This is a genomic window from Pseudoalteromonas sp. B62 (assembly GCF_037162565.1).
Classification (GTDB): domain Bacteria; phylum Pseudomonadota; class Gammaproteobacteria; order Enterobacterales; family Alteromonadaceae; genus Pseudoalteromonas; species Pseudoalteromonas fuliginea.
The window spans coordinates 3,190,782-3,204,449 of record NZ_JARLVB010000002.1 but is presented as its reverse complement, the minus strand read 5'-3'; the positions used below and the strand labels follow the sequence as shown (position 1 = coordinate 3,204,449).

Below are 13,668 nucleotides of genomic sequence, written 5' to 3'. Positions count from 1 at the left end.
AATAGGGAACTATGCGCCTAAACGGTGTGCAAAGACTATTAGAAACAGGGCTGATTATCAGTACCTTTACAGCAATATTTATTTTATGTGCCTTAATCAGCTTTGATCCAGTTGATCCTTCGTGGTCGCAAACTGGTGAATTTAGAAACGTAAAAAATATTACAGGCACAGCTGGTGCATGGATAGCTGACATTTTATTACTTACTTTTGGTTGGTTGGCTTATTTAGTACCTGCTGCCATTCAATTATTTGGCTACTTGTTATTTAAACAACCTCACCGCATTTTACAGCTTGATTACACTACTTTAGCGCTGCGAGTTATTGGTTTTGCTTTATTTATTACCTCAGCTACCGCTATTAGCAGTATCAACTTTGACGATATTTATAACTTCTCTTCTGGTGGGGTAGTGGGCGATGTTATTGCATCAGCCATGATGCCTGCATTTAACTTTACCGGTACATCTATATTATTGCTGTGTTTCTTTTTGCCGGACTAACTCTATTAACGGGTGTATCGTGGGTTGATTTTGTTGATTATCTTGGCGATTTAATGGTTAGGTTTTATCGTTTTATCGTGTCGTATGCAAAAGGCTGGATGCACCGAGAACACGCTGCAGGTACAGTAAATAATAACGATGAAGTAGACGCCCATTTTGAAGACGATATAAAAGAGCAAATAGAGCTGCCTGCATCGGCTAAAAAAGCAGATAAACAAAAAGCAATTAACGAACCGCAAACGCTATTTAGCGAGCCACAAATTAGTGACGACTTTATGCCGTTTGATGAACTCGACGACATACTCGATCAAGAAATTGGCTTTAGCGCCATAGACGACGAGCCAATGGACACGGCTGCTGCATTAAATGCACTTGATCAAAGCCAAGTTGTAGAACCTGAAAAGCCAGTTACAACGGTTGTATCACCAGCAAGGCCAATGCCTAAGCCAAAAGCAGCCTATCAGCCACCACCAACAGCAAAAGAAAAATTTGAGCAATTATTAACGCAAGAGCCACCACCGGGGCCATTACCGTCACTCGATTTACTCGATAGACCGGACAAAGCTAAAAACCCAATTTCGCAAGAAGAACTCGATACAGTATCGCGCCTAGTAGAGACAAAGCTGCTCGACTTTAACGTACAAGCAACTGTTGTAGCGGTATACCCAGGCCCCGTTGTTACACGTTTTGAACTTGATTTAGCGCCAGGTATAAAAGTGTCTAAAATTACGGGCTTGGCTAAAGATTTAGCCCGTTCGCTTTCGGCAATTAGTGTACGTGTTGTAGAAGTTATTCCGGGTAAAACCTATGTTGGTATTGAACTTCCAAATAAACACCGTGAAATAGTTCGTTTATCAGAAGTTATAAACGCCCCTAAATTTGAGCAAAATCCGTCGCCACTTACCATGGTGCTTGGTAAAGACATTGCCGGTCAGCCGGTATGTGCTGATTTAGGTAAAATGCCACACTTATTGGTGGCCGGTACAACCGGTTCGGGTAAATCAGTGGGCGTTAATGTCATGATAGTAAGCTTGCTGTACAAATCGGGTCCTGACGATGTACGTATGATCATGATTGACCCTAAAATGCTTGAGCTTTCAGTATATGAAGGCATTCCGCATTTATTGTGTGAAGTAGTGACCGACATGAAAGAAGCCGCTAACGCACTGCGTTGGTGTGTTGGCGAAATGGAACGTCGTTATAAATTAATGTCAGCATTGGGTGTGCGTAACTTAAAAGGTTACAACCAAAAAGTGCTTGAAGCCAATGAAGCGGGTTACCCAATTCTTGATCCATTATTTAAAGACACTGATGGCATGAAAGAAGGCCCCGACGAGCTAGGTAAATTACCAAGTATTGTTGTAGTAATAGACGAATTTGCCGACATGATGATGATTGTAGGTAAAAAAGTAGAAGAACTTATTGCACGTATAGCCCAAAAGGCACGTGCGGCAGGCATTCACTTAGTGCTTGCTACGCAGCGTCCGTCGGTTGATGTAATTACCGGCTTAATTAAAGCTAATATTCCAACACGTATGGCGTTTCAGGTATCGAGCAAAATAGATTCACGGACAATACTTGACCAACAAGGCGCCGAAAACTTACTAGGTATGGGCGACATGCTTTATTTACCGCCAGGCACTAGCGTACCAGAGCGTGTGCATGGCGCGTTTGTAGACGACCACGAAGTACACGCCGTAGTAAACGATTGGAAAGCGCGTGCTAAACCAAATTATATTGATGAAATACTCAATGGTGATGCCAGTGAAGATATTTTATTACCAGGTGAAGCTAGCGAAAACGCAGATGAAGAATCAGACCCGTTATACGACGAAGCTGTGTCGTTTGTAATTGAAACCGGCAAAGTATCGGTATCGTCAGTGCAACGTAAATTACGTGTTGGCTATAACCGCGCAGCACGTTTAGTAGAACAAATGGAAACATCGGGTATCGTGAGTTCACCAGGTCATAACGGTGCTCGCGATGTATTAGTGCCTAATGGAGCAAATTCATGAAAAAGTTAACGCCTTATTATTAGTATTAGGCAGCGTACTTGCCGCACCAAGCTTTGCTGACGACAGCCAAGCATTACAAGACAGACTTGCCACTTTAAAAAGTTTCAAAGCGCAGTTTGCACAACAAGTAACAGACAAAGAAGGCCAAGCTGTTATGCAAGGCGAGGGCACAATAGCGCTTCAACAGCCTATGATGATTCGCTGGCAGCAAACAAACCCAGACGATACGTTATTTGTATCAAACGGTGATAAAACTTATTACTTCGACAGCTTTGCTGAGCAAGTAACGATTATGAAAACCAGCGGTTTAATCGATTCAACACCGTTTGTGTTACTTACCTCAAAAGATCCAGCACAATGGGAAAAGTACAGCGTACTTGCAACAAATACAGGTTTTAGCGTAACACCAAATAAAGGCGTAGAAAGCCAAGTTGAGCAACTTGATATAACCTTTGCAGGTAATGAGCAAGGCCTTGCTAAATTAGTAGTTACCGACAATTCAGGGCAGTTATCGTCATTTACATTTAATGATGCACAAGTTAATGCGCCGCTTGATAAAAGCACGTTTGAATTTACCCCTCCCGAAGGTGTTGAAATAGACGATCAGAGTAACGGTGAGTAATTTAGGTTTTAACTTTGGGCCTGATGTACGCCCACTTGCCGCGCGTATGCGCCCTACAACGCTTGATGAATACATTGGTCAGCAGCATTTATTAAGCGCTGATAAACCACTGCATCAAGCCATTGTCGCAGGGCGATGCCATAGTTTAATTTTATGGGGTCCGCCTGGTGTGGGTAAAACAACACTTGCGCAAATAATTGCCAACCATGCTGATGCCTCACTTATTCAAATGTCAGCGGTAACCGCAGGCGTAAAAGATATACGCGATAGCGTAACGCAAGCGCGGGACAACCTAGAAAGCCGTGGCCAACGAACCCTTATGTTTGTTGACGAAGTTCATCGCTTTAATAAATCCCAACAAGATGCCTTTTTACCGCACATAGAAGACGGCACCTTTATATTTGTAGGTGCAACCACAGAAAACCCATCGTTTGCCCTTAACAACGCTATATTGTCGCGTGCACGCGTGTATGTTTTAAAATCGCTTGCCGATACCGACTTATACACCGTAATAGAGCGCGCACTTAAACAAGACGAGCAGCTAAGCCAAAAACACATCACTATTGCCGACAACGCTAAAAAGGCACTGTGCCAAGCAAGTGGCGGCGATGCGCGTAAAGTACTTAATTTACTTGAACAAGCAGTTGATTTAACGTCCGAGCAAAACGGTCAATACAACGTAGATGAGCACGTACTTAGCCAAGTGCTACCAACGCATTTAGCTAAATACGATAAAGGCGGCGATGAATTTTACGATTTAATATCGGCCTTTCACAAATCAGTACGAGGTAGCTCCCCCGACGGTGCACTGTATTGGTATTGCCGAATTTTAGCCGGTGGCGGCGACCCTTTGTATGTAGCAAGGCGTTTACTTGCCATTGCTACAGAAGACATTGGTAACGCCGATCCGCGTGCAATGGAAGTGGCTTTAAATGCGTGGGATATATTTCAACGTGTTGGCCCAAGCGAGGGCGAGCGTGCAATTGCACAAGCTACACTGTATTTAGCCAGCGCACCCAAAAGTAATGCAGTGTATATGGCGTTTAATCAAGCCAAAGCAGATGCTCAAAATGAGCCAAGTTATCCCGTACCAGAGCATTTACGTAATGCCCCAACTAATTTAATGAAAGACTTAGGGTATGGCGCTGAGTACCGTTATGCGCATAACGAAGAAGGCGCATTTGCCGCAGGTGAAAAATATTTACCGCCAGAAATGGACGGCAAAGAGTATTACTTACCGAGCGAACGCGGACTTGAGCAAAAAATTAAACAAAAACTCGATTACCTAAAAGAGCGCGATGCGCAAAGCCCACTTAGACGATACGAAAATGATTAAACTTTATATGATGATCGCCCTTGGCGGAGCCTCAGGTGCGTGTTTACGGTTTTTTATTAGCGAAAGCATGCTAAAACTCCTCGGTAGGGGATTCCCTTTTGGCACGTTGACGGTTAATATTCTGGGTTCATTGTTAATGGGCATTTTGTACGGTTTGATAGATAAAGAAATTATCACCGCAAGCCCCGCTAAAACCCTTATCGGTATTGGCTTTTTAGGTGCATTAACCACCTTTTCAACATTCTCAATGGACTCGTTGTTGTTATTACAACAAGGTCACTTTATTAAAATGGCCCTCAATATCATCTTAAACGTGATGGTGTGTATTTTTATGGCTTGGCTGGGCCTTCAGCTAGTAATGCAAAAAGGTTAAAAAACTAACATGTTAGATTCTAAATTTTTACGTCAAGACATCGAACAAACTGCAGCACGTTTAGCGGCGCGCGGTTACGAACTCGATGTAGCGACGGTAACGGCACTTGAAGAAAAACGCAAAACATTACAAGTAAAAACGCAAGAACTTCAAAGTCAACGTAATGCAAGCGCAAAAGCAATTGGTCAAGCCAAAGCTAAAGGCGAAGACGCACAACCATTACTTGATGCAGTGGCTAACTTAGGCAGTGAGCTAGACGCCGCTAAAACAGAGCAAGATGAAGTATTAGCCGCAATTAACGACATTGCGTTAGCAATCCCAAACTTGCCAGACGAGTCAGTACCCGCCGGTAAAGACGAAGACGACAACGTTGAAATTTTAACGTGGGGCACACCTAAAAAATTCGATTTTGAAGTTAAAGACCACGTAGATGTAGGCCAAGACCTAAACGGTTTAGACTTTGAAATGGGCGTTAAAATTAGTGGTGCACGCTTTACCGTAATGCGCGGCCAAGTTGCGCGTATGCACCGTGCGCTAACGCAATTTATGCTAGATACACACGCTGATAAAAACGGCTACACAGAAATGTATGTACCGTACTTAGTAAATAGCGCAAGCCTTTATGGCACCAGCCAATTACCTAAATTTGCAGGCGATTTGTTCCACACATTAGGCCTTGTAAACGACGACGGCGAACAACAAGCCGGCTTTAGCTTAATTCCTACAGCTGAAGTACCGCTTACAAACAGCGCCCGCGACGAAATTTACGACGAAAGCGATTTACCAATTCGCTTAGTTGCCCACACGCCGTGTTTTAGAAGCGAAGCAGGCAGCTATGGCCGCGATACTCGTGGCTTAATTCGTCAACACCAGTTTGATAAAGTTGAATTAGTACAACTTGTAAAACCAGAAGACTCAATGGCAACGCTTGAAGAGTTAACAGGTCATGCAGAGCAAATACTACAAGCGCTTGAACTTCCGTACCGTAAAGTGATTTTATGTATGGGCGACATGGGCTTTGGCTCAGCTAAAACATACGATTTAGAAGTATGGCTACCTGCTCAAGACACATACCGTGAAATTTCATCATGTTCAAACATGGCAGATTTTCAGGCGCGTAGAATGCAAGCACGTTTTCGTCGTGAAGGTGTTAAAAAGCCAGAGTTACTACATACACTAAATGGTTCAGGCTTAGCTGTTGGGCGTACACTAGTAGCAATACTAGAAAACTACCAGCAAGCCGATGGTTCAGTAGTAGTACCAGAAGTATTACGCCCATACATGGGTGGACTTGAAGTAATTGGTAAGCAATAAAAATCAAGTTTAAGTTAAGCAAGCTTTAAGCTTGTAAATCTTAATTAGAAAGCCGCTGTTTGTAATGAACAGCGGTTTTTTTGTTTTAGGTTAAAAAAGGTAATAATAAGGTTCAGCTAATATGTAGGACGTGCTTTAGCGCGTTGCATTTATTTGACAAAAATATGCGCCAGTCCTTTTTATCAGTTTCTTGCGCTACATTTTGCGAATTTATTAAATGGTTTAAACATAACTTCACTTGAGTATCTCTGTAGTGGTCAACTAATTTTGGCCACAGTTTTAGAATCTTGATATCTAACCTCAGATTCATTTGGTGCTAAACCGGCATTATAATGATGCGGCCTAACATTGTTGTAATATCCATTTATGTAATCACTCACGCTATATTTAGCGTCTATAAAGTTTCCATATCCAATCTTTGGCATCCATTCCGTCTTAAAGCTTCTAAAAAATCGCTCCATTGGCGCATTATCCCAACAATTTCCACGTCTACTCATACTTTGTGTGATTTTATAGCGCCATAAACGTTGGCGATATTTTAAACTTGTATAATGGCTACCTTGGTCTGAATGGAACATGAGTCCTGTCGGTTTCCCTCTGCTTTCATATGCGAGTTCAAGCGCTTTTAGCGTTAAATTAGTATCTGGTGACAACGACATTGCCCAGCCAACCACTTTGCGTGCAAATAAATCAATAACCACGGCTAAATAAGCCCAGCGATTGCCTGTCCAAATATACGTCACATCACCGCACCACACGGTATCCGGCTCAACAACATCAAACTGTCTATCAAGCAGGTTTGGGATTTCAAGGTGTTCATTACCACCACGTTTATATGAATGTTGAGGTACTTGGCAGCTTTCGAGCTTTAATTTAACCATTAGCTTAGCTGCACGATAACGGCTCAATTCAAAATCATTGTTCGTTGCTATCGCTGCGATTGTCCGTGCCCCTGCTGAACCACCACTCATCGCATGTATTGCTTTTACTTCAGCCTCTAACCTTGCTTGCTCAGGTGTCGGCGCTGTATCCCGTATGGCCCAGTACTTATAGCTGCTGCGATGCACATTGAATACGCTACACAGCAGACTAATTGGATAACGCTCTCGTTGATTTAACTTCTCGATTAACGAGAATTGTTCAGGGAGTCGGACATCAAGAGAGCGGTAGCCTTTTTTAATATATCCTTTTCTAATTCAATGCGTTGGATTTGCTTTTTAAGTTCGCGGATTTCAATTTGTTCGGGCGTCATTGGTGACGCTGATGGTGACTGACCATTGCGTTCTAGCTTTAATTGAGTAACCCACTTACTTACGGTTGATTTACCCACCCCCATCGCTTTTGCTGCGTCTTCTTGCGTATAACCTTGGTCTACTACAAGCTGAGCCGTTTCTAATTTAATTGCCGCTGAATATGTTGCGCGTTTTAATTTCGTCATTTTTTCACCCAAATTTGTATGCTTATTAGCATAACATTTCTTTCTTAATGGGTGGCCAAAATCACTGTACCACTACACTCCCATAGAGCCAGGGTGGTAATCCGGCCTCACAAGCAAGTTACTGTGAAAATCTAAACCGGCATCATGCAGTCATTTTCATGCGTGTAATTTAGGTTTAAGAGTGCCAATGATTTATTTAATGAGTCAAATGAAAGTAATTCAGTGGTAGATTTTTATCTGTTCAATTAGAGTAGCTGTCCTGTTTAAATACTGTCTAAATACAAATACGATTGTGCTAGCTATCGACATCATGGGCATGATCCAAACCAGTACCGTATGAGTGACGAAACCATCGAACGCGCCAAAAATGCTACAGGAAGACACTTCGTAGAAGGTTAGAACAAGGGGCGAAATTCCCCTTGTTTAATTAATATATCATTAGAAAATATTTGAAAAGAAATTGCCTATCGACTTCGCAGCAGTTGCAAATTGATCTGTAATCCAGCTCCAAGCTTTACTTAGTGCGTTTATTACTTTGCCAACGACTTCAATTACAATATCTGCTACAAAATTTGCAGCACTCACGATTCCTTGTGTCATAGTGTCTGTTACTGACAATATACCATTTTGAAGGTTTGGGTGCTTTTCACCAAGTTCAGAAGCTTTATCAAATGCTGCATTGATTACTTTTTCACTTGCGGCTAACGCTTTTTTACGACGATCTTCCATTTGTTGTTTGAATCTAGCTTGATCACTTTCAGAGTTATTACTATTAATATATTCCTCTGAGGAAGCGTTAACACTAACTTGTGTTGTGGCTGAAAAGTCACTTGTCATAGCTTGTACATTGGAAACAGTATCTCCCATGACTTCTACTAACTCTTCATTTTCGCCTTCTGATCTTTCTGATGAAGATGCTACTTTTAGTCGAGATAAGCCAAACCCTGTTACCCGTTTCGTGTTGCCTAGCTGGAGTAAATAGTGCTTTCTCATTTCTTCTATAGTTGATTTAAAACTAATGTTTTCAACTTCATTATTTGCTGTGATTTCCATACAATAATCCTTTTAATTTTTGATTAGTTAGCTTTCGAATGACACCTTGTTTTTAAAGTGGTTAATAAATTCCACTGCATTAATTGGTAGCCGCTGTATTATTCAGATTTTTCTATTTTCCTGAACACTGCTCTGTGGCTACGGATAAATAATAGTTTTTTGTTTTGAATTATCTATTACACTGTATTACACGAAATCCTCGTTGTGATATTTAGAAATTCTAGGGTCAGATATTTAGCGAAATAACACAGACACATATGGTCACTCCGCCTGAGTCAAATTTTCGGGGGCTATTCTTTTACAGAACCCAAATAAACTAGATGCACATATAAACTAGACACATATAAACTAGACAACCACCTTGATTTTTTAGAAGTGAAGCAGGCAGTTATGGTCGCGATACACGTGGTCTAATTCGTCAACACCAGTTTGATAAAGTTGAACTTGTACAACTTGTAAAACCAGAAGACTCAATGGCAACACTTGAAGAGTTAACAGGTCACGCAGAGCAAATACTACAAGCGCTTGAACTTCCGTACCGTAAAGTGATTTTATGTATGGGCGACATGGGCTTTGGCTCAGCTAAAACATACGATTTAGAAGTATGGCTACCTGCTCAAGACACATACCGCGAAATTTCATCATGTTCAAACATGGCAGATTTTCAGGCGCGTAGAATGCAAGCACGTTTTCGTCGTGAAGGTGTTAAAAAGCCAGAGTTACTACATACACTAAATGGTTCAGGCTTAGCTGTTGGGCGTACACTAGTAGCAATACTAGAAAACTACCAGCAAGCCGATGGTTCAGTAGTAGTACCAGAAGTATTACGCCCATACATGGGTGGACTTGAAGTAATTGGTAAGCAATAAAAATCAAGTTTAAGTTAAGCAAGCTTTAAGCTTGTAAATCTTAATTAGAAAGCCGCTGTTTGTAATGAACAGCGGTTTTTTTGTTTTAGGTTAAAAAGGTAATAATAAGGTTCAGCTAATATGTAGGACGTGCTTTAGCGCGTTGCATTTATTTGACAAAAATATACGCCTGTCCCTTTTATCAGTTTCTTGCGCTACATTTTGCGAATTTACTAAATGGTTTAAACATAACTTCACTTGAGTATCTCCCATAGATCTAGGGCGTGTTGAATATTATTAAAGCGGATATAGGCAGTTATCCAAAACAGATAAGCTTCAATAGTGCTCTTTGTGCAGTTTGTAACAATAGTGATTGCTATACACATGGCCTTTAATTGTGGTTAGAAAGAGAGATTTCATAAAATAATAACCAACCTTTAAATGCGCTGTGTGCATGGACAGTGTTTGTCCAATGACATTATTAAAAGTCGTTTTGGTGTATTTTAACAACGAGCATTTTATAACATACGTAATTACTTGTTTACATTAGAGTTATTTAGTGGAATTATTGAGCCATGTAATATACGCCGTTTTGGGGTGTTATAAACCCCCGAAGTGGTGTTCTATATGACGTTAGCTTTCGGAAATAGTATGCAGATTAATCACAAACCTGTCGTTACCTTTTTAATATGCATAGTTACTGTTTGCGTATCGTTTTATGTCGCTTATCAAATTAGTGGCTCGGTCCTCGGTAAATCAAGAATAACGGAACTTACTAATTTTGGTGGATTAACTGTAGAGGGTATAAAGCACCTTGAAATATGGAGGCTAGTATCTTCTCAATTAATCCATGTCCATCAAAAGCATATGATCTACAATGTATTATCTATTTTATTCTTGGGTATTATTATTGAGCGAACCGTTGGTTCTAAGTACATGTTAATTATTTGGCTTTTTGCAGGTTCTATTGGAACACTATTTAGTACTCAATTTACACCTCCACCATGGAATGTAGGTACAGGTGCATCACAAGCTGCTTTTGGCTTGGCAGGTTTTGGCTTATTTTTGATTTTTAGTAAAATTCAACGAGGGTATATATTCTTATGTGCTATCGTTTTTGCACTTATACCAGCGTTATATTTAGATTTTAAATCCGTAGGTTATCCAAAAGCAGGGCACTCTCTAAGTTTTGTTATTGGTTTCGGTCTGGCTATCTATTATTTCTATAATGTTAAACAGAAACTCGTTCAAGTGGCACCAGAAAGCTAATCGGGTAGCCGGAGGTCTCTAATCTCCAGCCCCACACCACCCATCATGCGGGTCCGCAATGGGCGGTTCATCTCCCGTAATGAATACCGATCCAAATATCTCTCAATGACACTAAACCTTGTGATGCTAAATAGTCATTGCCTAGCGCAATGTTAATTCCTTTTTTTGAGCTTCGACAAGGCCCTTTACAGCCCGAATTCAGGTTCCAAGTGCACCAAACCTTAAATCACTAATTAACCCGAATTCAGGTTCCAAGTGCACCAAACCTTAAATCACTAATTAATAAAGACCTCTTCAGCTGTCTGATAATTTAGTATTTTCCTTGGGCGAGTATTAATTTTCATTACAACCTCTTGGAGTTGTTCATTAGTTATAGTTGAAAAATCAGTTTTCTTTGGGAAATAACGCCTGATCAGACCGTTTGTATGTTCATTTGTTCCTCGTTGCCACGAACAATAAGGATCAGCAAAGTAAATAATAAAATCTAGTTCTTCTTCCAAAGCTTTAAATTTCGAAAATTCTTTTCCATTATCCAAGGTCAGAGTTAACTGTTTATGCTCTGGAATCTCTTTAAACATCTCTACTGTAGCCGTATTGAATGACTCAGCTTGCTTAGTCTCTATTTTTTGCGCGATTAAATATCGAGAGCTACGGTCAACATGGGTTACAAAAAAACCAGAGCCCTTTTTGCCTTCAATTAAATCACCTTCCCAGTCACCTATTCGGCTTCTGTCTTCGACTATTTTTGGTCGTTCGCTAATACTTACTCTATTCTTAATTTGCCCACGTAAATCGCCATATTTACGTTGTTTACGTCTTTTTTTATGCCTCTTAGCTAAGTCTTTGTATAGCTCTCCACCTGCTTTAAAATCCTTAATCACCCATTGATAGATTGTTTCATGGCTGACATGCATTAATTCATCTGACGGGTTATCCTTCTTAAGCCGACCTGCTATAGCATCTGGAGACCATCCCATTGCTATCTTACTCAACACAAGCTCGTACAGTGCCTTATTGTTTCTTTTTCTTGCATGCCTGGAGACCTTCCTTCTTTCCATCGCTTTTTCGTGCGCTGCCTCATCGAAATAATCATAGTAGGGTGGCTTATTTCGCTTAACTTCACGCATGATAGTTGTATGGTGTCGATTTAATAGTTTACCAATGGATCGGCAGCTTTCGCCACTGTTGAATCGATAGTAGATAGCTTTTCGTTCGAAACTGTTAAGATGTTCATAAGACATTCTGAATTCCCTCGATAATGAGTTTGGTCGCACTTACTACATTAGCAAATACTTCAGAATGTCATATTTATTGGTGGGTTATGGTCAGTGGTGCACTTGCAAAATGAATTCGGGTAGTTTAATGTCCTAGTTTAATGTCCTAGTTTAATGGTTTCGTCTAGTTTAATGGTTTCTAGTTTAATGGTTTCTAGTTTAATGGTTTAGCGTGGTAAGCTATCAGGTGTGACAATGGGCCTGAATATATTAGCCATAAATTAGCAGAGTGGGCGTTAAATAATAATATTGAATTACGATTTATTCAACCAGGTAACCCGCAACAAAATGCTTATGTAGAGCGGTTTAATCGCACGGTTAGGTATGACTGGCTAAGTCATTATATTTACAGTGATATTAGTGAGTTACAAGATAAAGCAACCTATTGGTTATGGACTTATAATAATGAACGCCCTAAAATGGGTATAGGTGGCATAACACCCATACAAAAACTGGAAAAGTTAAACAACGGAAATTCTACAGATAGCCTCCATTAAAAATGGGGGATTATCAATAAAAACAAATAAAAAACGAGTTAATCTACAGGCTCGTTATAAGGCATAATCGAGGTTATAGTGAATCCAGATGTTGCAAAAAAACTATCATTAATTTTAGAAAAAACAACTAAAGAAAGTAATGATTTTCATCTTGTAAATTCGATCGAACAGGGCGTTATCGAAGGTTTTCATACTTTTTCGAATGGTATGAATTCATTTGGTGGTTTTTTAATAAGTAATGGAAGTGAAACGCTCTGGGTTCTAATTATTGATTGGAAGGGTGATAATAATTATTATCTTGTTTTATATCCAGAAAATAATAATCTACCTCCCCTAGCTGAGCTTCATAAAGAAACCACATCACAAGATGGTACTGATTTGACTTGGAGTTATATTCCAAGGAAAAAAGACAAAAAGAATGAAATACGTAAAGAGTTATTTCAAAATGTTTTTGGGGCGCTTAAAGCCGTAGTATCACTTCCAAATGATGACGTGACGTTAGATGATACTCTCAACGACCTATTTCATATTGCTGCTTGTAGAGTTCTTGCTGATAATTTAGAAGAGAACTTGAATTCATTAACACCAGTGTCATTTTCTGAAGGTAAAAGGCTAGAAAAGAAGCATTATTCCAGAGAGCGTTCTCAGGCATTGGTAAATCGGGCTAAAAAATTCACGCAAAGAAGCACAAGGGTGAATTACCCTGTGAAGTTTGTGAGTTTGATTTTAAGAAAAAATATGGTGAAAAAGGAGCTTTATATATTGAAGCTCACCACAAGGTACCTTTGAATGAGCTGGATGAAAATGAATCTAGAGAAACTCTAGTTGAAGATCTTGCCATGGTGTGTGCTAATTGCCATAGAATGTTACATCGTAGCCCTTATCAAACTATCAAAGAGTTGAAACACTGGTTAAATGCCTTTAACAGCAAGCGCTGAAGCTCACTTTCCACCACAAATTTTAATAGCGATGATCCCTTACTTTTCAATACAGTTAAGTAAGTTGGTTGATCGTAAGGCATATGTGTTTTCCAGCACCTAAATAGTATTCGTATCCACTTAAATGCGAGCTTTGATATCACGCGTAAACATTCAACAATCGATTGTACCCAGATAGAAACCCAGCTATGGTT

The 13,668-nt window shown here is 40.2% G+C and carries 10 protein-coding genes and 4 pseudogenes; 10 read left to right on the top strand and 4 right to left on the bottom strand.

Annotated elements, in window-relative coordinates; genetic code table 11:
* The first annotated feature begins 11 nt into the window (after nt 1–11).
* From P4S71_RS18965 to serS, 5 genes and pseudogenes are all read left to right on the top strand, one after another.
* Nucleotides 12–2,512: pseudogene (locus tag P4S71_RS18965) on the top strand (DNA translocase FtsK 4TM domain-containing protein).
* The gene (lolA, locus tag P4S71_RS18960) at nt 2,496–3,134 is read left to right on the top strand and encodes an outer membrane lipoprotein chaperone LolA (RefSeq protein WP_337151278.1); all 639 of its coding nucleotides are present in this window, start codon (nt 2,496–2,498) and stop codon (nt 3,132–3,134) included. The pseudogene P4S71_RS18965 and the gene lolA overlap by 17 nt, the downstream one beginning before the upstream one ends.
* The gene (locus P4S71_RS18955) at nt 3,127–4,470 is read left to right on the top strand and encodes a replication-associated recombination protein A (protein WP_337151277.1); all 1,344 of its coding nucleotides are present in this window, start codon (nt 3,127–3,129) and stop codon (nt 4,468–4,470) included. The genes lolA and P4S71_RS18955 overlap by 8 nt, the downstream gene beginning before the upstream one ends.
* Entirely contained in the window at nt 4,463–4,843 is a 381-nt protein-coding gene (gene crcB / locus P4S71_RS18950; RefSeq protein ID WP_021032117.1) for a fluoride efflux transporter CrcB, read from the top strand. The genes P4S71_RS18955 and crcB overlap by 8 nt, the downstream gene beginning before the upstream one ends.
* A gap of 9 nt (nt 4,844–4,852) precedes the next feature.
* The gene (gene serS / locus P4S71_RS18945) at nt 4,853–6,157 is read left to right on the top strand and encodes a serine--tRNA ligase (RefSeq protein WP_008133608.1); all 1,305 of its coding nucleotides are present in this window, start codon (nt 4,853–4,855) and stop codon (nt 6,155–6,157) included.
* 257 nt (nt 6,158–6,414) lie between these two features.
* On the opposite strand, the gene P4S71_RS18940 is transcribed toward serS, so the two are convergent.
* Both P4S71_RS18940 and P4S71_RS18935 read right to left on the bottom strand, forming a co-directional pair.
* Nucleotides 6,415–7,595 (bottom strand): IS3 family transposase gene (locus tag P4S71_RS18940; protein ID WP_096794087.1). Its coding sequence is split into 2 segments (ribosomal slippage): nt 6,415–7,337 and nt 7,337–7,595, totalling 1,182 coding nucleotides; the frame shifts between segments, so codons are not numbered across the junction.
* 438 nt (nt 7,596–8,033) lie between these two features.
* Complete coding sequence (locus tag P4S71_RS18935) at nt 8,034–8,648, bottom strand: hypothetical protein (RefSeq protein WP_033040169.1); 615 nt, start codon at nt 8,646–8,648, stop codon at nt 8,034–8,036.
* A 368-nt stretch (nt 8,649–9,016) separates the two neighbouring features.
* Here P4S71_RS18935 and P4S71_RS18930 point away from each other — a divergent pair.
* A pseudogene (locus P4S71_RS18930) lies at nt 9,017–9,517 on the top strand (aminoacyl--tRNA ligase-related protein); the annotation flags it as partial.
* Nucleotides 9,518–10,123: 606 nt separating this feature from the next.
* A complete protein-coding gene (locus P4S71_RS18925; RefSeq protein ID WP_096793227.1) occupies nt 10,124–10,765 on the top strand; it encodes a rhomboid family intramembrane serine protease in 642 nt (213 codons plus the stop codon).
* 275 nt (nt 10,766–11,040) lie between these two features.
* On the opposite strand, the gene P4S71_RS18920 is transcribed toward P4S71_RS18925, so the two are convergent.
* A complete protein-coding gene (locus tag P4S71_RS18920) occupies nt 11,041–12,006 on the bottom strand; it encodes an IS30 family transposase (RefSeq protein WP_096792504.1) in 966 nt (321 codons plus the stop codon).
* A 215-nt stretch (nt 12,007–12,221) separates the two neighbouring features.
* Between P4S71_RS18920 and P4S71_RS18915 the strand changes: the two are divergent.
* The 3 genes and pseudogenes from P4S71_RS18915 to P4S71_RS23200 all read left to right on the top strand — a co-directional run.
* A pseudogene (locus tag P4S71_RS18915) lies at nt 12,222–12,536 on the top strand (integrase core domain-containing protein); the annotation flags it as partial.
* Nucleotides 12,537–12,614: 78 nt separating this feature from the next.
* Nucleotides 12,615–13,325 carry a hypothetical protein gene (locus P4S71_RS18910; RefSeq protein WP_337151276.1) on the top strand — a complete coding sequence of 237 codons (711 nt, stop codon included), beginning with the start codon at nt 12,615–12,617 and terminating at the stop codon, nt 13,323–13,325.
* Entirely contained in the window at nt 13,208–13,474 is a 267-nt protein-coding gene (locus P4S71_RS23200) for an HNH endonuclease (protein WP_442961722.1), read from the top strand. The genes P4S71_RS18910 and P4S71_RS23200 overlap by 118 nt, the downstream gene beginning before the upstream one ends.
* On the opposite strand, the pseudogene P4S71_RS18905 reads toward P4S71_RS23200, so the two are convergent.
* Nucleotides 13,420–13,617 (bottom strand): annotated as a pseudogene (locus P4S71_RS18905) (hypothetical protein); the annotation flags it as partial. The gene P4S71_RS23200 and the pseudogene P4S71_RS18905 overlap by 55 nt on opposite strands.
* Nucleotides 13,618–13,668: the final 51 nt, after the last annotated feature.